Raw genomic sequence first — 18,229 nt, 5'->3', positions numbered from 1 at the left:
GTTTTAATACCCAGTTCGCCGGAAAAGCGGGCATGACTCCACCGGCAGAAGGCAAACTGGCGGAAGCACGGAAGCTCCGATGAATTTCAGGCACAGGTAGATGCCGTGGCCGACGAGATCGGCCGACCGAGGTCTCACCAAAGTTCTGGGATGACATCTCACGGACTGAGTACGACCCCCGGAGGAAAGGCAGTTAACAGCTCCCCGATATGCAGATCAGTGTTTTGAAGTGACCGATAGCATTGAAATCTCGACACGCCTCGAGCAGTGGGCCGAGGTGGCTGGTTACACACTCACGCCCGGCCATCGGACGGATGACGGGCGGGCGGTTTTGTGGGCTGCGGCAGGCGAAATCCGCCTCTTCATAGGTAATAGTCGTGATGGCTGGTTTCTTATTACCGATTCAGACCGAATGGGAGCTGAGCATTTTGTTTTGGCTGCTCCAGCGATGTCCACGATCGAGAAGTATCTCTTCGGAAGATTTTGCTCGCACATCCGTAGCGCGCATGGGTTGCCACGTGTTGGTGTACCTATGTCGGAGGACGGATGGCGGTCCGACTACAGTATCCAAACTCGCGATTTTCAAGGTGCTCAGCACTTTGCCTTGATCGCCGCCGATGGCTCGACTGTAGCTGTCAGTAGCGCCGACAGGGTGACTGCGGCAGCTGAACTCAGGAAGTTTGCGCTGTTTCTCACAGCGACGATCGATCAAATTGAAGCGTCAGCCGTCGATCCTGACGGGAAACCGCTCTTCGAGCGGCGATAGCTCAACGCAGCGCCAAATGAAACGCGAACTGCCCTACGTCTCGCCCCGGTCCAACAAACCCGACGAACCCAGCACGCGCTCCACTTGCACCTCGATGACCACCCGCCGCGGGTTGGGGCGTGGGGTGCGGTAGCGCTGGGCGTACCGCAGTTCGGCGTCGCGGACGGCGTCGACATCGCTGTTCACCTTGGACCGGCCCTCCAGCGACAGCCACCGCGCGCCGTCGACCTGACTGAGCACGGCGACCCCGCCGCGGTCGGCGTTCACCGCCTTCTGCGAGCCCCCGGTCGTGATGACCCGCGCGATGTGCGTCTTGGGGTCGAAGGTGAAACCCACCGCCACGACATGCGGTGAATTGTCGGCTCGCAGCGTGGTGAGCATCGCCAGATGCCGCTCGGACAGGAACGCCAACGCATCGTCGGTGAGCCGGGTAGTGGTATTCGCCATCACCGCCCACGCTAGCGCAGGTCATAATCGCAGCCGTGGACGACACGGGCGCAGGTCCAGTACTGATCCTGGGCGGCCGCAGCGAGATCGGCGTCGAGCTCGCGCGGCTCCTGGCGCCCGGGGCGACGGTGGTGCTGGCCGCGCGCAAGGCCGATCAACTCGACGAGCAGGTCGCCACGCTCAAAGCCGCCGGGGCCAAAACGGTGCACACCACAGAGTTCGACGCCGACGACCTGGATTCCCACGGTCCACTGGTCGCCGCGGTCGTCGCCGACCACGGACCCATCGCCACCGCGGTGCTGGCCTTTGGGATCCTCGGCGACCAGGCCCGCGCCGAGACCGACGCCGCGCACGCCGTGGCGATCGTGCACACCGACTACGTCGCCCAGGTCAGCATGCTCACCCACCTGGCCACCGCCATGCGCAACGCCGGACAGGGCCAACTCGTGGTGTTCTCCTCGATCGCCGGCGCGCGCGTGCGGCGCGCCAACTACGTCTACGGCTCGGCCAAGGCCGGCCTGGACGGCTTCGCGAGCGGCCTGGCCGACGCCCTGCATGGCAGCGGGGTCCACCTGCTGATAGCCCGTCCGGGTTTCGTGATCGGACGCATGACGCAGGGTATGGATCCGGCGCCGCTGTCCAGCACGCCCGACCAGGTGGCCGCCGCCACCGCGCGTGCGCTGGCGAAGGGCCGACGCACCGTGTGGATCCCCTGGGCGCTTGGCCCGGCCGCCGCCGTGATGCGGCTGCTGCCGCAGTCCTTGTGGCGCAGGATGCCGCGATGATCATCGTGGTCGGCATCGGGGCCGACGGCATGGCGGGACTCGCGGACACGTCCCGCGCTGAATTACAAAGGGCGACAATAATCTACGGCTCAAAGCGGCAACTCGACCTGCTCGACGACACCGTGGCAGCGCCCCGCCGGCAGTGGCCCTCGCCGATGCTGCCCGCCCTGCAAACCCTGCGAGACCGCCACGACGAAGACATCCACGTCGTGGCCAGCGGCGACCCGCTGCTGCACGGCATCGGGGGCACCCTGATCCGGCTGTACGGCCCCGACCAAGTCCGGGTGCTGCCGCACGTGTCCTCGGTGACGCTGGCGTGCGCGCGGATGGGCTGGAACGCCCACGACACCGAGGTGATCAGCCTCGTCACCGCGCCGCCGCACACCGCGGTACGCCGCGGCGGCCAAGCGATCGTGCTGTCGAAAAACGGCGCCATACCCAAGGAACTCGCCGCGCTGCTCGACGCGCATGGCCGCGGCGATTCCACGTTTACCGTTCTCGAAAACCTCGGTGGCCCAACCGAACACCGTCGCGACGCCACGGCACGCCAATGGGCGGGGGACGCGCCCCCGGACGTCGATGACCTCAACGTCATCGCCATCCGGTACCTGCCCGACGAACGGCTGTCGCCATTGCCCGACGATGCGTTCGTCCACGACGGGCAGATCACCAAACTCGGAATCCGCGCGGTGACCCTGGCGGCGCTGGCCCCACGCCCGGGCGAGGCGCTGTGGGACGTCGGCGCGGGCTCGGGCAGCATCAGCGTCGAGTGGTGTCTGAGCGGGAGTGGTTGCAGCGCAGTCGCATTCGAGCGCGACGAACGACGCCGCCACAACATTGGGTTCAACGCCTCGGCTTTCGGCGTCAGCATCGACGTCCACGGGGACGCCCCGGAGGCGTTCGGCGGGCTGGAGCCACCCTCGGCGATCTTCATCGGCGGCGGCCTGACCCAACCCGGCCTGCTCGACGCCTGCCTCGACGCCCTGCCGGCCCGCGGCCGCCTGGTCGCTAACGCCGTCACCGCGGAATCCGAAGCCTTGCTGGCACAGTCATACTCGCGTTTCGGGGGCCAGCTGCGACGGTTCCAGCACTATCACGGCGAGCCGCTCGGCGGCTTCACCGGGTGGCGCCCGCAGATGCCGGTCACGCAATGGTCGGTGACGAAATGACGGTGTATTTCATCGGCGCGGGTCCGGGCGCAGCCGACCTGATCACGGTCCGCGGCCAGCGGCTCCTCGAAAGGTGCACCACCTGCTTGTACGCCGGTTCCATCATGCCCGATGACCTGCTGGCGCTGTGCCCGCCCGGCGCGAAAGTCGTTGACACCGGCCCGCTGACCCTGGACCAGATCATCGCCGAACTGGCCGACGCCGACGCCGGCGGCCATGATGTGGCCCGGCTGCATTCCGGTGACCCGTCGCTCTACAGCGCGTTGGCCGAACAATGCCGAAGGCTCGACGCGCTGGGTATCTATTACGAAATCGTGCCAGGCGTCCCGTCTTTCGCAGCGGCGGCGGCCGCGCTCAAACGCGAGCTCACGGTCCCCGGCGTCGCGCAGAGCGTAACCCTGACTCGCGTCGCCACCCTGTCGACGCCCATGCCGCCCGGGGAAGACTTAACCACCCTCGCCCGATCGGGCGGCACGCTGGTGCTGCACCTGGCGGCGGCGCAGATCGATGCCATCGTGCCGCAACTACTCGACGCCGGCTATCGGCCCGAAACCCCCGCCGCCGTCGTCGCTTTCGCGAGTTGGCCGCAGCAGGTGGTGCTGCGCGGCACGCTCGCCGACATCGCCGGCCAGATGCACGGAGCCGATATCACCAAAACGGCGGTGATCGTCGTCGGCGACGTGCTGGCCGCCGAGGGATTCACCGACAGCTACCTGTATTCGGCCGGACGATCGCGGGGGAGTAGGCACTGATGCGAGTGCTGCTGCTCGGCGGCACGGCCGAAGGTCGCGCGCTGGCGAAAGCGTTGCACCCCCGCGTCGACATCGTCAGCTCGCTGGCGGGCCGGGTGCCCGACCCCGCGCTGCCGGTCGGCCCGGTACGGATCGGCGGCTTCGGTGGCGTCGAGGGCCTCCGGCGCTGGCTGCTCGACGAACGGATCGGCGCCGTCATCGACGCGACCCACCCGTTCGCGGCGACCATGACGGCACACGCCGCGCAAGTGTGCGGCGAACTGCAGCTCCCGCATCTGGTCCTGGCCCGCCCGGCGTGGGAGCCGGGCGACGCGATCGTCGTCGAATCGGACACCGAGGCCGCGGAAACCGTTGCGAAGGAACACTTCTCAAGGGTGTTCCTCACCACCGGGCGGTCCGGGACGAAGGCCTTCGCGGACAGCGACGTCTGGTTCCTGATCCGCGCGGTCACCGAACCCGACCCCGCGTCATTGCCGCACCGTCACCAGCTGGTGTTGTCGCGCGGGCCGTATCGCTACGACGGCGAGGTCGCGCTGCTACGTGAACACCGCATCGACGCCTTGGTCACCAAGAACAGCGGGGGGGAGATGACGAGGGCCAAGCTGGACGCCGCTGCGGCACTGAACATTCCGGTGGTGATGGTGGCCCGGCCGCCGTTGCCGGCCGGCGTGACGGCGGTCGGCAGCGTCGAACAGGCCGCCGAATGGGTGACGCGCCTGAATTAGCCGGTCAGGTCGTCGCGCTCGGCGTCGGCGGCCAGCAGCGCGTCCCGGGCGCGTGCGACGCGGGATCGGATGGTGCCCACCGGGCAGCCACACACCGCCGCGGCGTCGGCGTAGGGCAGCCCGAGTAACTGGGTGAGCAGCAACGCTTCCCGTTGCTCGGGGGTGAGGCTCGCGATCATCGTCGTGACCTCCACCAAGTCTTCGAATCCGCGGGCGTGGCGGTCCCCGTGTACAACGTGTTCGGGGTCGGCGCCGAGCGCGGCGCGTGGCCGCGACTGCACGTGGCGGATGTGATCGGCCACGACGCGGCGCGCGATCGACAGCAGCCAGGTCCGGGCGCTCGAGCGCCCGGAGAACCGCTCGATGGCGCCGATCGCGCGCAGAAAGGTTTCCTGAGTCAGGTCGTCGGCGCTGCCCGCGTCCGACAGATATGTGACGAACCGCCACACGTCTTGCTGGGTGGCTTTGATGAAAGCCTCGAGCGCCCGGTCGTTCCCACGCGCGGCGGCCAATGCGAGCTCGGTAACGGCCTCGTCATCGCTTGACGCGATCATGGCGAACCACCTTTGTTTCGCGGGCTCACTGAGTCTACGACGGTCTGTCGTAGCGGATGCGGCGGGGTCGGAAGCCGATCGGTTGATGGGCCAGAGGTGACCGCGGCGTCGGGCGGCGGGAGACTCCGCCGCCCAGGTGGCGTCGTCGGCCGCCTCGGACGCGCCCGCCCTGTCCGACCTCACCCGCTCCCGCGCGACGAGCAGCGCGAACGCAAGTCCCAACAGCAACGGCATGTGGCTGGCGATGCGCGTCGCCGTGACGTCGCCGGCAAAGGCGTCGACGACCACATACCCCAGGAGGGCGACCGAATAGACACCGGTGATCGCCGCCACGCCAATCGCGGTGACGGGCCAGACGCCGGCGGCGACCATCGCCAGACCCAGTGCGAGCAACCAGGCGGTGGACTCGTGCATCAGATGCTCACCCGACATCGCGCCGTGCATGTGGCTCGACACCATGCCGAAATCGATGCCGCTGATTTGCGCGGCGGCGATCGCCACCTGGAAGAGCCCGACAGCGATCAGGCCCCAGCGCCGGTAGTGCGCGCGCAGCCAACGCATTCTGCGCTGGCGACCGGACGATTCCTCGCCGATGCTCGCCATGATCTTCGCTACCAGATCGGGTCCGTCGCCCGGTTCGACCGTGGCCAGCCGGCGGGTCTGGGCCGCCGCGCCGATGAGCCAGGAGCGGCAACGTCGGCACGATTCGAGATGGGCGTCGACCTGCTGCGCGAGCACCTGGGGACGTTCGCCGTCCAGTCGAGCCGAAAGCGCCTCACGCGCCGCGTCACACCGCATCCCTGCATCGTTGCGCATGCCCGGTCAGCGTGCAAAGAGCACGCGAAATCAATCAGTGGGAACTAATCCGTTCGGCCAACCGACCACTGAACATCAGCAGCGCCAGCCCACCTGCCACCGAAGAGGTATACGTGTTCGTGCCCGAAGGCCCCCGACGATGACCGCCCCGATCTGGATCGCGTTGCCTCCCGAAGTGCACTCGACCCTGCTCAGCAGCGGCCCCGGACCCGGGCCGCTGCTGGCCGCCTCGGCGACGTGGTCGTCGATGGGTAGCCAATATGCCGAAGCCGCAGAGGAACTCATGGGGCTCTTGGGCGCGGTGCAGGGCGGCGCATGGGAGGGTCCCAGCGCCGAACAGTACGTCGCGGCCCATGCCCCGTATCTGACCTGGTTGCTGGAGAGCTCGGCCAAGAGCACGACGGCGGCCGCACTGCACGAGACCGCGGCCGGCGCTTACACCGCGGCGCTGGCCGCCATGCCGACGATGCCCGAGCTCGCGGCGAACCATGCGACCCACGCGGCGCTGGTCGCGACGAACTTCTTCGGCATCAACACCATTCCCATCGCCGTGAACGAGGCCGAGTACGCGCGCATGTGGGTGCAGGCCGCCGCGACCATGACCACCTATCAGGCAGCGGCCGAATCCGCCCTTGCGGCGGTCCCCGCGACCACGCCCGCGCCGCCGATCGTCGCCCCGGCCGCGGAGGCGAGCGTCACGACCGCCCAAGCCGCCGATACCCGGCAAGCGGCCACGACCTATCCGTCCTGGCAGGACCAGCTCACGGCGTGGCTGCAGCAGTACACCAAGAATTTCGCCTGGCCGGTGTCCAAAGACCTCAACCCCGGTGGCTGGCCGTTCCCGCCGGTGCCCTTCGTCAACGGCCTCGCCTCGTTCTTCAGCCAATTGGGGTTCTCGCCGGCGCTCTCCACCGCGCTGGGCTGGGCCATTTTTCACACGCTGATGATCTTCTGGCCGTTCATGCAGGCCGCCATCCAGCTGGCCGTGGTGCTGGCACCGATGGTCGTTTCCGTCCTGGGCGCCGCAGCGGCAGGAGGTGCGGCGGCGGCGGTCACCGCGCTCAGCGTCGCCGCCCCGCTCTCGGTCGCGCCGCCGCTGCCCGCGGCCGGCGCCGCGCCGGCACCGATGGCGCCCGCCCCCGCCCCGACCGTCAGCACCGCTCCGGCAAGCGTGAGTAACGCCCCGACGGTGTCCAGCGCTCCCGCATCGACCGTGGCCACACCGGCCGGTGGCGGGCCGGTCAGCGGCGGACCCGGGGTCGGGGTCGGGCCGACGGCCACGGACGGCATCGGCGCGGGAATGTCCGACGCGTTGTACGCCGCGGCGCTGTCGGGGCTCGCCGCTCGCGGCAGCGCCGGCGGCCGGGCCCGGCGCCAGGCGGGGGAACCGGCGCCCGACGAGGTCGACGCACCCACTGCGGCCGCGGCGGCGGCAGCGGCCAAGAAGAAGGCCCGGGCGCGCCGGCGGCGCGCCGGCACCGCCAAAGACCGCGCGTACCGCTACGAATTCATGGACATCGAGCCGGATTTGGGTGTGGACGAGGACGACCCGGACGCCGTGCGCGCCTCGGACCAGGGCGGGGGGCCGCTCGGATTCGCCGGGGCCGCAACGAAATCCGGTGTCACTCAGCCGGCCGGGCTGGCGACGCTGACCCGCGACGGATTGAGCGACGGGCCCACCGTGCCGATGATGCCCAGCAGCTGGGTAACGGACTAGCCGACGGGGTAGCGCCGAGGCGTGAACACGCGGTCACCGGAATCGCCTGGGTACCACTGGGTTTGCGATGAGCCCACGATCAGCAGGCAGCGCATGTCCACGTCGGCGGGATCGAGATCGGCCAACCGCACCACGCGGACGTCTTCGTCGGGGCCGGAAACGCTGCGGCCGATCACCACCGGCGTCCCGGGTTCGCGGTGTTCCAGCAGCAGGTCGCGCATCGCGCCGACCTGCCACGTCCGGGTCTTGGAGGCCGGGTTGTAGATGGCCAGGACCAGGTCGGCGGCGGCCGCGGCGGCCAGCCGCTCGGCGATGATCGCCCACGGCTTGAGCCGGTCGGAGAGCGAGATCACCGCGTAGTCGTGGCCCAGCGGAGCCCCGACCCGACTGGCGACGGCCTGGGCCGCGGTCATCGCCGGGATCACCCGCACCCGCACGCCCGGCCATTCCTTGGCCTCCTCCAATACGGCGGTGGCCATCGCGAAGACGCCGGGATCGCCCGACGACACCACCGCCACCGAGCGCCCTTGCTCGGCCAGCGCGCAGGCCAGCCGGGCACGCGCGGGTTCGTCCGCGTTGTCGCTGGGATGGCGGCGCTGGCCGTCGCGAACCGGGACGCGGTCCAGGTACCCGCGATAGCCGATCAGGTCGGTGGCGGCGGCCAGCTCGCGCCGGCTCTGCGGCGTCATCCACTCGGCGTCGCCGGGCCCCAGGCCCACCACCGCAACGGCGCCGGCCGCGGGCGACCGCCGTCCACGCCGCCCGCCCGGCAGCATGGCCAGCGAGAAGTACGGCACGCCGGCCTCGTCGACGTCTGCGGCGGGCAGGATCCGCTGCCCGGTGGTGCTGGCCCGCTCGACGTAGTACGCGTCGTCGAGCTGGCCGGATGCCGAAAGAGCTTCGCGCACAGCGTGATACGAGCGACCGAGTTTGAGCACCACGGCGGCGTCGGCGTCGGCGAGGCGGCGGGTCAGCTCGGCCACCGGTAGGGTGCCGGGCAGCACCGAGAGCACCTCGTCGCCGGCCACCAACGGTGTCGCGATCGCCGCCGAGGCGGCGCTCACCGATGTCACACCCGGGACGATGACGGCGTCGAATCGCTGCGTCAGCCGGGTGTGGAGATGCATGTACGAGCTGTAGAACAGCGGGTCGCCCTCGGCGAGCAGCGCCACGTTGCGGCCCGCGTCGAGGTGGGCGGCGATGCGGGCGGCGGCCTCGACGTAGAAGTCCTCGAGCGCGCCGGCGTAGCCGCCGGGATGGTCGGTCACCTCGGTGGTCACCGGGTAGATCAGGTGCTCCTCGATCTGCCCGGCCCGCAGGTACGGTTCGGCGATGCCGCGCGCGATGCTGCGACCGTGCCGGGCGCTGTGGTAGGCCACCACGTCGGCCTCGCCGATCACCCGGGCCGCCTTGACGGTGACCAGTTCCGGATCGCCGGGCCCCAGCCCGACGCCCCATAGCGTGCCCCGCGCGGTCATTCTCGGTCACTCGCGATCGCGTTGACGGCGGCGGCGGCCATCGCGCTGCCGCCGCGACGGCCCCGCACCACCAGATACGACATGCCGCGCGGACGGTCGATGAGCTCCTGTTTGGACTGCGCCGACCCGACGAAGCCGACCGGTCCGCCGAGCACCCCGGCCGGCGGGGTGGCCCCTTCGTCGATGAGCTCGAGCAGCCGGAACAGCGCGGTCGGCGCGTTGCCGATCGCCAGCACGGCGCCGGACAGCCGCTCGGCCCACAACTCCACCCCGGCCGCCGAGCGGGTGGTGTGCCGGCGCGCGGCCAGCTCCGGGGCGCGCGGATCGGCCACCAGCGACACCACCTCGTTGCCGGCCGGCAGCCGCGCGGCGGTGATCCCGGCCGCCACCATCGACGAATCGCACAACACCGGGGCGCCGCCGCGCAGGGCGGCGCCGACGCGGTCGACGACATCGTGGGTGAACGCGACGTGCTCGGCGACGTCCACCTGGCCGCAGGTGTGGATCAACCGGACCACCACCCGCGCGACGTCGGCCGGGAACCGGGTCAGGTCGGCTTCGGCGCGGATCGTCGCGAACGACTGGCGGTAGATCTCCGCCGCGTCGCGGATGTAGTCGAGCACCCGATTACCGTAGCTGGCGGTATCCGTCGCCGGTCGCCAGCAGCACCTCGCCGGCGAGCGGGCTGCCGCAGCCGCGCTCGCAGCCGACGAAGTGACGATGAACTCCCGGATCCGCGTCCAGCGCCCGCGCGGCGTCGGCCCGGACATCGGCGAGCGAATGCGCGCACCCGGGGCTGCCGGTGCAGGCGCTGACATCGAGCCAGGGGGAGTTCTCGTCGAACACCAAGCCCAGCGGCGCCAGCACGCGAAGGACGACGTCCGCCACCTCTTCACTGAGATCGCACACCAGCACCGACCGCCAGGGCGTGATCACCAGTGGCGCCTCGATCGCCGCCAGGTACTCCGCGACGCGTGCCGGCAGCACCCCCAGCGGCACCGCGGCCCCGAGCGCCACTCGGCCGTCGTCCTGGTTGATCCAGCCCACCGGCGCTCTGGTGACCGCGTCAAAGGGGGTGGCGCCGAGTTCGGCGCCGCGCAGCAGGGCCGCGACGTCGTCCAATTCGTTGATACGCCAGGCGGTTTCGCGAGTGGCAGCAAAACGTGTCGCGATGATGAGCAGCGTCTCGACCACCTCGTCGGCGCTCAGCCGGACGCCGGTGTCGCGTCCGGCCAGCAGCAGCGCGGAACCCTCGGGCAACGCGTGGACGCCGACGTCGGCACACAGGCCCGCGACATCACCGCGGCCGTCGTCGAAGCCGAACCAGAACCGGCCGCCCAGCTCGACCAGGCTCGGCTCGGCGCAGATGGCCGCGTCCAGTTCGGCGACCCACGGCCGCACGTCGGCGACGCCGCCGGCCCGGCCCGACAGCGGCGACGCGACGATGTTGCGGACCCGCTCATGGGTCGCCGACGGCAGCAGCCCGGCATCGGCGATGGCCGCGGCCGCCGCCGTCACGTCGGTGATCCCGCGCACCTGCACGTTGCCGCGCGCGGTGAGTTCCAGCGTCGCCGAGCCGTATTCGCCGGCCACCCGCGACAGCGCGGCGAGCTGCGCGGCCGTGAGCGCGCCCCCGGGTAGCCGGATCCGCGCCAGGGCGCCGTCGGCCGCCCGGTGCACCTGCAGCGCGCCCGGGCAGGCGTCGGTGTCGCGGGCTCTGGCCATCCGTCCACGGTACGGCCAGGACGCGGAGCGTCAGTCGCGGTGTTGAAGGGAGTTACTTGGCGGGCGTTCTCTGAGAGGTCCGTTGCGTCTCACTGGCGACGTCGACCGGTGCACGGTCGGTGGCGTCCGACCCCGCACCGGTCTCGTCACTTTCGACGATGTCCGCCACCGCGGTCATCGTGTCCGGCTGGCGTCTCTGCCGACCAGGGGATTGCGCAGGGTTATTCCCTGATTGATTCGACATTTGCATCAATGCCCCGAGGGTTGGCATCGCGGCGGAATGTGCGTCCTCGCCTTTAGCGTTCTGGGGGCGCTCCGGGGTCCCTTTCGTGCCTGTCTGGCTGCCTTGGGATTCTTGCTCAGCCGCCTTTCGCTGCGCTGATTGTCGGCCGCTGGGCGCGGCGAGCGTCGGGGACGGCCCGCTGAAAAGTGTTTGGAATTCGGAAAACCGCGACTCGGGTGCCGCAGGTACCACGCCGTGGGCCGTCGACTCAACCGCGATTTGCGCCGCGGCCGCACCCAGGCGTTCGAAGTCGGAGGCCACATCGTCCGCTTTATTGCCGTTTTCCACCGACAAGCCGATGAGAGCGCCGAGCATGCCGAGCGCGGCAGCCATCGCAAGCGAAGACGCCGCGATAGCCCAGCCGCTCGCCCACAGCGCTCCGCCCGGAACATAAGCCAGGGCTATTCTCAGGACGACTTCAATGGCGATCGCTGCGGTGAGCAAGTTGAGCAATATGCCGAAACCAAGGCGAATGTGGGTGACCCATTCCGCTTGATTCGCCACAATCTCTGCCAGTTCACGGTCTAATCCGGCCAGTGTCTGCGCGATGTCCTGCAGTGCCGCCAGCTGTGCCGTGTAGGCCGCTGAGGCCTCACCCTGCCAGCCCTCGTCTGGCACGGCCGATTCGAGCTGCTGCTGGAGCGCGCCCCACAGCTCCGCGCCGACTTCGAGATCGCTTCCCTCGTTCGGTGGCCCGAATCCCGTTAACAGCTCCAAATACCCGACAATGCTGGCAGTCCACGGCAAAATGTTTACAGCCGCGCCGCTAAAGCCTTTTGTGGCGCCTTTTAAATTCGCGGCTATGTCACCGTCGCGCGCGATCTGCAGTCGACGGGTGGGGTCGTATAAGTACTTGGAATGCTTCTGCCATCTCGCATCGTTGAAGGCTGTACGTACCCCTTTGTCGCGGTCGTATTTCGTGATGAAATCGGCCGGCTCAAACATTCCCGTGAGAATCTGCCGCGATGTCAGCGAGCTACCCAGGCCTCCGGTCATGCCGGTCACGCTGGCCGCAAGGTATTCACTGCCGCCCACGGTATCGGACGTGGGGGGCGTGAGGTTGGTGTCCAGGCCGATGAAATGCGATCCGAAGTTCGCCAGATTGCTGAGCATTCGGAGAGCATCTGAAATAATCGACATTCGGGAGTCCTCGGGTTAGCTTGTCGCTCTTCGTGTTCAAACAACGCTAACACCGGTTAAGGTACGCGAGCGCCACCAATTTTTTCGCATATGGGATTGAGTCCCCGCTGCGACGGGCACACTCGTGCCCGTGAGGACAGTGGAGTACGCGTCGGCGCGGCTGGCCGACGTTTACGGCGATCCGGCGGAGCCCACGGTCGTGCTGTGGCACGGCATGCAGACCGACGCCCGCGCCGCGTTTCGTCCGCTCGCCGGCATGCTCGCCGACCGCGGCGCGGCGGTGGTGGCGCCGGACTGGAATTCGCACGCCGACGACGGCGGGCGCGGGGATCTGCTGCGATCGCTCGACTTCGCGCGCAACTTCGCCGACGACCCCGACGGCATTGTGCTCGTCGGGTGGTCGATGGGGGGTGTCGCCGCGGCGGCCCTGACGCTAGGCGGTGACGTGCAATTGGCCCATACCGTTTGCCTGGCGGGCGCTTTCATGGTCCCCGATCCGATTTTCGGTCGGCGCGTGACCGACGACCTCTCGCCCGAGCGCGTCGGCACGCCGTTCACGCTGCTGCACGGCCTGGCCGACGACGTCGTCCCCGTGACGGCCAGCAGGGAGTTCGCCGAGGGCCTCGAAGGGGTCGGCTGGCCGGTCGAATTGGTGGAGCTGGCGGCCGACCACGGGTCCATCGCCGGCGCCGACTACGACCCGGTCGCCGACCGTTATGAGCCCGGCACCAGCGAAGAGGCCTTGCGGGTGGCCGGAGAGGTCGCCGCCCGGATCGCGGCGACGCTGCTGTACGAATGAGGGGTGGCTGAGCCGACCATCCTGCTGCTGTCGACATCCGACACGGACCTGATCAGCGCCCGCTCCAGCGGCAAGAACTATCGGTGGGCCAACCCGTCACGCCTGGACGACAGCGTGGGGGCACCCCCCGCTTGCGGGGGACTGTCCGGCCTACTGGAGGGTGTCGCGGTCGTCGTGGTGCGCATCCTCGGCGGCTACCGCGCCTGGCAGAGCGGCATCGACGCGGTGCTCGCCAGCGGCGTGCCGACGGTGTTGGTCAGCGGCGAGCAGGCCGCCGACGCCGAGCTGACCGGCCTGTCCACGCTCGCGGCCGGCATCGCGGTGCAAGCGCACATCTATCTCGCGCACGGCGGCGTGGAGAACCTGCGACAGCTGCACGCCTTCCTGTCCGACACCGTGCTGATGACCGGGTTCGGGTTCGGCCCGCCGGTGGTCACCCCGACCTGGGGCGAGCTGGAGTTGCCCACCGCGGACGTCGACGGTCCCACGATCGCCGTGCTGTACTACCGCGCGCAGCAGCTGGCCGGCAACACCGGCTATGTCGAGGCGCTGTGCCGGGCCATCGAGGACGCCGGCGGGCGGCCGTTGCCGGTCTACTGCGCGTCGCTGCGCACCGCCGAACCCGCACTGCTGCAACGGCTGGGCGACGCCGACGCCATGGTGGTGACCGTGCTGGCCGCCGGGGGGCTGAAGCCGGCCACGGTGTCCGCTGGCGGCGATGACGACAGCTGGAACGTCGAACACCTGGCGGCCCTGGACATTCCGATCCTGCAGGGATTGTGCCTGACCAGCTCCCGGGCTCAGTGGGCCGACAACGACGACGGGCTCAGCCCGCTCGACGTGGCCACCCAGGTGGCGGTGCCCGAGTTCGACGGCCGCATCATCACGGTCCCGTTCTCGTTCAAGGAGATCGACGACGACGGGCTGATCTCCTACGTCGCCGACCCGGAACGATGCGCGCGGGTCGCGGGCCTGGCCGTCCGGCACGCGCGGCTGCGGCACGTCGCCCCGGCCGACAAGCGGGTGGCCCTGGTGTTCTCCGCCTATCCGACCAAGCACGCCCGCATCGGCAACGCGGTCGGACTGGATACCCCGGCCAGCGCGGTCGCCCTGCTGCGGGCCATGCGCGATCGCGGCTACCAGGTGGGCGAGCTGCCCGGGGTCGAGGCCAACGACGGTGACGCCCTGATTCACGCGTTGATCGAGCGCGGCGGCCAGGACCCCGACTGGCTCACCGACGGGCAACTGGCCGGCAATCCAATCCGGTTGTCCGCCAAGGACTATCGCGACTGGTTTGCCACCTTGCCCGCCGAGCTGAGGGACGCGGTGACACGGCATTGGGGCCCACCGCCGGGCGACCTCTTCGTCGATCGCAGCAACGACCCCGACGGTGAAATCGTCATCGCCGCAATGCAAGCCGGCAACCTGGTGCTGATGGTGCAGCCGCCGCGCGGTTTCGGCGAGAACCCGGTGGCGATCTACCACGACCCGGACCTCCCGCCCAGCCACCACTACCTGGCCGCCTACCACTGGCTGGATGCCGGTTTCGGATCACACGCCGTGGTGCACCTGGGCAAGCACGGCAACCTGGAGTGGCTGCCCGGCAAGACGCTGGGCATGTCGGCGGCCTGCGGATCCGACGCCGCGCTGGGCAACCTGCCGCTTGTCTACCCCTTCCTGGTCAACGACCCGGGCGAGGGCACCCAGGCCAAGCGGCGGGCGCACGCGGTGCTGGTCGACCACCTCATCCCGCCGATGGCGCGCGCCGAAACCTACGGCGACATCGCCCGGCTCGAGCAGCTACTCGACGAGCACGCCAACGTCGCCGCACTGGATCCCGGCAAGCTACCCGCCATCCGCCAACAGATCTGGACGCTGATCCGGGCCGCCAAGATGGACCACGACCTCGGGCTGACCGAGCGGCCCCCGGAAGACTCGTTCGACGACATGCTGCTGCACGTCGACGGCTGGCTCTGCGAGATCAAGGACGTCCAAATCCGCGACGGGCTGCATATCCTGGGCCAAAAGCCGTCGGGGGAGGTCGAACTCGACCTCGTGCTGGCGATCCTGCGGGCCCGCCAGCTGTTCGGGGGCGAGCAGGCCATCCCCGGCTTGCGGCAGGCGTTGGGCCTGGCCGAGGACGGCACCGACGAACGGGCGTCGGTCGATCGGGCCGAGGCCGCCGCCCGCGAACTCGTCACCGCGCTGCAGGCCAGCGGCTGGGATCCCGATGCCGCCGAGCGCATTACCGAGAATGCCGACGTGGCAAAGGTCTTGCGGTTCGCGGCCACCGAGGTGGTGCCCCGGCTCGCCGGCACCGACGCCGAAATCGACCAGGTCCTCAACGCGTTGGACGGCAGGTTCATCCCGGCCGGCCCGTCGGGATCGCCGCTGCGCGGCCTGGTGAACGTGCTGCCCACCGGTCGCAACTTCTACTCCGTGGATCCCAAGGCGGTGCCGTCGAGGCTGGCCTGGGAAGCCGGCGTGGCCCTGGCGGATTCGTTGCTGGCCCGCTATCGCAACGACCACGGGCAGTGGCCGCAGTCGGTGGGGTTGTCGGTGTGGGGCACCTCGGCGATGCGCACCGCGGGCGACGACATCGCCGAAGTGCTTGCGCTGCTGGGTGTCCGGCCCGTCTGGGACGACGCCTCGCGGCGCGTCGTCGACCTCACGCCGATCCCGCCGGCCGAACTGGGCCGCCCCCGCATCGACGTCACCGTGCGCATTTCGGGTTTCTTCCGCGACGCCTTCCCGCACGTGGTGACGATGCTCGACGACGCGGTGCGGCTGGTTGCCGGCCTCGACGAGCCGGCCGACGACAACTACGTGCGCGCCCATGCGCAGGCCGACCTTGACCAGCACGGTGATCAAAGACGCGCCACCACGAGGATCTTCGGGTCCAAGCCCGGCACCTACGGGGCCGGGCTGCTGCAGCTGATCGACAGCCGCAACTGGCGCGACGACGCCGACCTGGCGCAGGTGTACACCGCGTGGGGCGGCTTCGCCTACGGCCGGGACCTGGACGGTCGCGAGGCGGTCGACGACATGAACCGCCAGTACCGGCGCATCGCGGTGGCCGCCAAGAACACCGACACCCGCGAACACGACATCGCCGACTCCGACGACTACTTCCAGTACCACGGCGGCATGGTCGCGACCGTCCGGGCGTTGACCGGCCAGGCGCCGGCCGCCTACATCGGCGACAACACCCGGCCCGATGCGATTCGGACGCGCACGCTGTCCGAGGAGACCGCGCGGGTGTTTCGCGCCCGCGTGGTCAACCCGCGGTGGATGGCGGCGATGCGCCGGCACGGTTACAAGGGCGCGTTCGAGATGGCGGCGACGGTGGACTATCTGTTCGGCTACGACGCGACCGCGGGGGTGCTGGCCGACTGGATGTACGAGCAGCTCACCGAGCGCTACGTGCTGGATCCCGAAAACCGAAAATTCATGGCGGAGTCCAATCCCTGGGCTTTGCACGGCATGGCCGAACGACTACTGGAGGCCGCCGGCCGCGGCATGTGGGAACAGCCCAAACCGGAGACGCTCGACGGGCTGCGCCAGGCGCTGTTGGAAACCGAGGGTGACCTGGAGGGCTGAGGTGTCAGATGAAGTCCGATCCGCCGTCGACGTTGACGGTGGCGCCGGTGACATACCCGTTTCGCCGTGACGCCAGGTAGGCGGTGATGGAAGCGACCTCTTCGGGAAGTCCGGCGCGGCCGAGGTCACAGGGCTGGTGGAAGTTGTTGTCGATCCAGGTCATGACGTCGACCGGGTCGGTGGCGTCGAGGCCGTCGGCGGCAAGGATGTCTTTGAGGGCTTCGGTGAAGCTGGCCGTCACGATAGTTCCAGGGCATACGCAGTTGACCAGAATGCCCTCTGCAGCAAGGCTTTTGGACAGGTTCTTGGTGACGCTGGCCAATGCCGCCTTTGATGCGGTGTAGGCCACGATGCGCGGGTTCTGCCGCTGAATCGAGTGTGCGGACAGCGTCACGATGCGGCCCCATTCCGCGGACCGCAGCAGCGGCAGCGAGGCTCGGATCGATCGCACGGCAGACATCGTGCCGAGTGTGAACGCTTCGTCCCACTGAGAGTCGTCCATCTGCTCGAAATAGCCGTCGCCCGGACCAATGGTGTGGACCAGGCAGTTGAGCCGGCCCCAGCGCTCGGAGACTGCGGCGAAGCCGTCGGCGATGGAGCCGGCATCGGCCATATCCACGCTGATCCCCACGGCGTCCGGAGCGCCGGCTTCGCGAAGGGACGCCACGGCGGCATCGAGGGCGGCGCGGCTTCGGGCCATCACCGCCACGCTGGCTCCCTCGGCCGCCAGGGCTTCGGCGATGGCGAGCCCCATCCCCTTGCTGCCGCCGGTGACCACGGCCGTTGATCCGGCGAAACCCAGGTCCATGGATACTCCCTTGGTCAGTCGTTCGAGCAGATCTGATCGATCGCTTGAGGGGCGACGCCGAGTGCGCGCAGACAGAAGCGGATCGCGTCTTGGCGAACTTCGGCGCGGTCGCAAGTGCCGGTCCGCCATTGCCGGTTCGTGCTGGCCCATACCACGCCGTGGATGAACTCCGCGTCGGTCGTCGGATCGATGTGGTGGAACAGGCCACGCCGCATGCCCCGCTGAAGTGCTTCGCTGAGCGGCTTGAGCATCTCGGCGTACGCGGGCTGAACCAGACCGGGTGAGGCGAACGTCTGGGATTGCGCTTCCAACGACAGGCGACGCAAATCGGATTTGATGTTGTCGTCGAACGCCAAGTCGAGCCGGCCGTCGATCCACGCCGTGACCGCTTCGATCTCCGTCGCGGCGTTGGCCATTCGACGTTGCAGCCGCCGCTTCTCCGCGCGGGCGGCCTCCAGGAAGACCGCGGCAACCAATTCGTCCTTCGAGCCGAAATGCCGGTAGAACGCCCGGGTGCTCAACTTGGCGCATTCCAATACCGCGGCGATGCTGAATCCCTGGATGCCCTTCTCGCGCAGAACTGTTGATGCGGCGGCCAGAATCTGTCGGTGGACCGCGGGGTCTGGGTCCAGCTTGTCGCGTCGTCGCGTCCGGGGAGCGCTCAT

Annotated in this window: 16 protein-coding genes and 1 pseudogene; 8 read left to right on the top strand and 9 right to left on the bottom strand. The window is 69.2% G+C overall.

Annotated features, from left to right (window positions below):
* Positions 1-229 precede the first annotated feature (229 nt).
* Positions 230-766, top strand: a complete 537-nt coding sequence (locus tag G6N37_RS08735; RefSeq protein WP_163678713.1) for a TNT antitoxin family protein — start codon at positions 230-232, stop codon at positions 764-766.
* Between the two features lie 33 nt (positions 767-799).
* On the opposite strand, the gene G6N37_RS08730 is transcribed toward G6N37_RS08735, so the two are convergent.
* Complete coding sequence (locus G6N37_RS08730) at positions 800-1,213, bottom strand: F420-dependent biliverdin reductase (protein ID WP_083172689.1); 414 nt, start codon at positions 1,211-1,213, stop codon at positions 800-802.
* Between the two features lie 35 nt (positions 1,214-1,248).
* Here G6N37_RS08730 and G6N37_RS08725 point away from each other — a divergent pair, with 35 nt between their 5' ends.
* From G6N37_RS08725 to G6N37_RS08710, 4 genes are read left to right on the top strand one after another with little or no spacing between them, the layout of a single operon-like run.
* Positions 1,249-1,998, top strand: a complete 750-nt coding sequence (locus tag G6N37_RS08725; RefSeq protein ID WP_163678710.1) for an SDR family NAD(P)-dependent oxidoreductase — start codon at positions 1,249-1,251, stop codon at positions 1,996-1,998.
* Entirely contained in the window at positions 1,995-3,167 is a 1,173-nt protein-coding gene (gene cbiE / locus G6N37_RS08720; protein WP_163678708.1) for a precorrin-6y C5,15-methyltransferase (decarboxylating) subunit CbiE, read from the top strand. Before G6N37_RS08725 ends, cbiE begins: the two co-directional genes overlap by 4 nt.
* Entirely contained in the window at positions 3,164-3,919 is a 756-nt protein-coding gene (gene cobM, locus G6N37_RS08715; protein ID WP_163678706.1) for a precorrin-4 C(11)-methyltransferase, read from the top strand. Before cbiE ends, cobM begins: the two co-directional genes overlap by 4 nt.
* The gene (locus tag G6N37_RS08710; protein WP_163684780.1) at positions 3,916-4,644 is read left to right on the top strand and encodes a cobalt-precorrin-6A reductase; all 729 of its coding nucleotides are present in this window, start codon (positions 3,916-3,918) and stop codon (positions 4,642-4,644) included. The genes cobM and G6N37_RS08710 overlap by 4 nt, the downstream gene beginning before the upstream one ends.
* On the opposite strand, the gene sigC is transcribed toward G6N37_RS08710, so the two are convergent.
* Together sigC and G6N37_RS26170 are read right to left on the bottom strand one after the other, a co-directional pair.
* Positions 4,641-5,198: an RNA polymerase sigma factor SigC gene (sigC, locus tag G6N37_RS26175; protein WP_232075513.1), complete on the bottom strand. Its 558-nt coding sequence runs from the start codon at positions 5,196-5,198 to the stop codon at positions 4,641-4,643. The two genes, G6N37_RS08710 and sigC, sit on opposite strands and share 4 nt — an antisense overlap.
* A gap of 153 nt (positions 5,199-5,351) precedes the next feature.
* A pseudogene (locus G6N37_RS26170) lies at positions 5,352-5,996 on the bottom strand (DUF2275 domain-containing protein); the annotation flags it as partial.
* Between the two features lie 157 nt (positions 5,997-6,153).
* Here G6N37_RS26170 and G6N37_RS08700 point away from each other — a divergent pair.
* Positions 6,154-7,731: a PPE family protein gene (locus G6N37_RS08700; protein WP_163678703.1), complete on the top strand. Its 1,578-nt coding sequence runs from the start codon at positions 6,154-6,156 to the stop codon at positions 7,729-7,731.
* On the opposite strand, the gene G6N37_RS08695 is transcribed toward G6N37_RS08700, so the two are convergent.
* Genes G6N37_RS08695 through G6N37_RS08680 form a run of 4 tightly spaced genes read right to left on the bottom strand, consistent with a single transcriptional unit; the run spans position 7,728 to position 12,330 of the window.
* Positions 7,728-9,209, bottom strand: a complete 1,482-nt coding sequence (locus tag G6N37_RS08695) for a precorrin-2 C(20)-methyltransferase (protein ID WP_163678702.1) — start codon at positions 9,207-9,209, stop codon at positions 7,728-7,730. The two genes, G6N37_RS08700 and G6N37_RS08695, sit on opposite strands and share 4 nt — an antisense overlap.
* A complete protein-coding gene (locus tag G6N37_RS08690; protein ID WP_163678699.1) occupies positions 9,206-9,832 on the bottom strand; it encodes a precorrin-8X methylmutase in 627 nt (208 codons plus the stop codon). The genes G6N37_RS08695 and G6N37_RS08690 overlap by 4 nt, the downstream gene beginning before the upstream one ends.
* 4 nt (positions 9,833-9,836) lie before the next feature.
* The gene (gene cobG, locus G6N37_RS08685) at positions 9,837-10,934 is read right to left on the bottom strand and encodes a precorrin-3B synthase (RefSeq protein WP_163678696.1); all 1,098 of its coding nucleotides are present in this window, start codon (positions 10,932-10,934) and stop codon (positions 9,837-9,839) included.
* Positions 10,935-10,986: 52 nt separating this feature from the next.
* Positions 10,987-12,330, bottom strand: coding sequence for an EspA/EspE family type VII secretion system effector (locus G6N37_RS08680; protein WP_163678693.1), 1,344 nt, complete (start codon positions 12,328-12,330; stop codon positions 10,987-10,989).
* A gap of 157 nt (positions 12,331-12,487) precedes the next feature.
* On the opposite strand from G6N37_RS08680, the gene G6N37_RS08675 reads away from it, so the two are divergent.
* Together G6N37_RS08675 and cobN are read left to right on the top strand one after the other, a co-directional pair.
* Positions 12,488-13,156 carry an alpha/beta hydrolase family protein gene (locus G6N37_RS08675; RefSeq protein WP_167527373.1) on the top strand — a complete coding sequence of 223 codons (669 nt, stop codon included), beginning with the start codon at positions 12,488-12,490 and terminating at the stop codon, positions 13,154-13,156.
* A 3-nt stretch (positions 13,157-13,159) separates the two neighbouring features.
* Complete coding sequence (cobN, locus tag G6N37_RS08670) at positions 13,160-16,756, top strand: cobaltochelatase subunit CobN (protein ID WP_163678686.1); 3,597 nt, start codon at positions 13,160-13,162, stop codon at positions 16,754-16,756.
* Positions 16,757-16,760: 4 nt separating this feature from the next.
* Here the strand turns inward: cobN and G6N37_RS08665 are convergent, their stop codons facing one another.
* The gene (locus tag G6N37_RS08665) at positions 16,761-17,564 is read right to left on the bottom strand and encodes an SDR family NAD(P)-dependent oxidoreductase (protein WP_163678683.1); all 804 of its coding nucleotides are present in this window, start codon (positions 17,562-17,564) and stop codon (positions 16,761-16,763) included.
* A 14-nt stretch (positions 17,565-17,578) separates the two neighbouring features.
* Positions 17,579-18,229, bottom strand: a complete 651-nt coding sequence (locus G6N37_RS08660) for a TetR/AcrR family transcriptional regulator (RefSeq protein WP_174813803.1) — start codon at positions 18,227-18,229, stop codon at positions 17,579-17,581.

This window comes from Mycobacterium seoulense, from assembly GCF_010731595.1.
Classification (GTDB): Bacteria; Actinomycetota; Actinomycetes; order Mycobacteriales; family Mycobacteriaceae; genus Mycobacterium; species Mycobacterium seoulense.
This window is presented reverse-complemented; position numbering and strand designations above follow the sequence as displayed.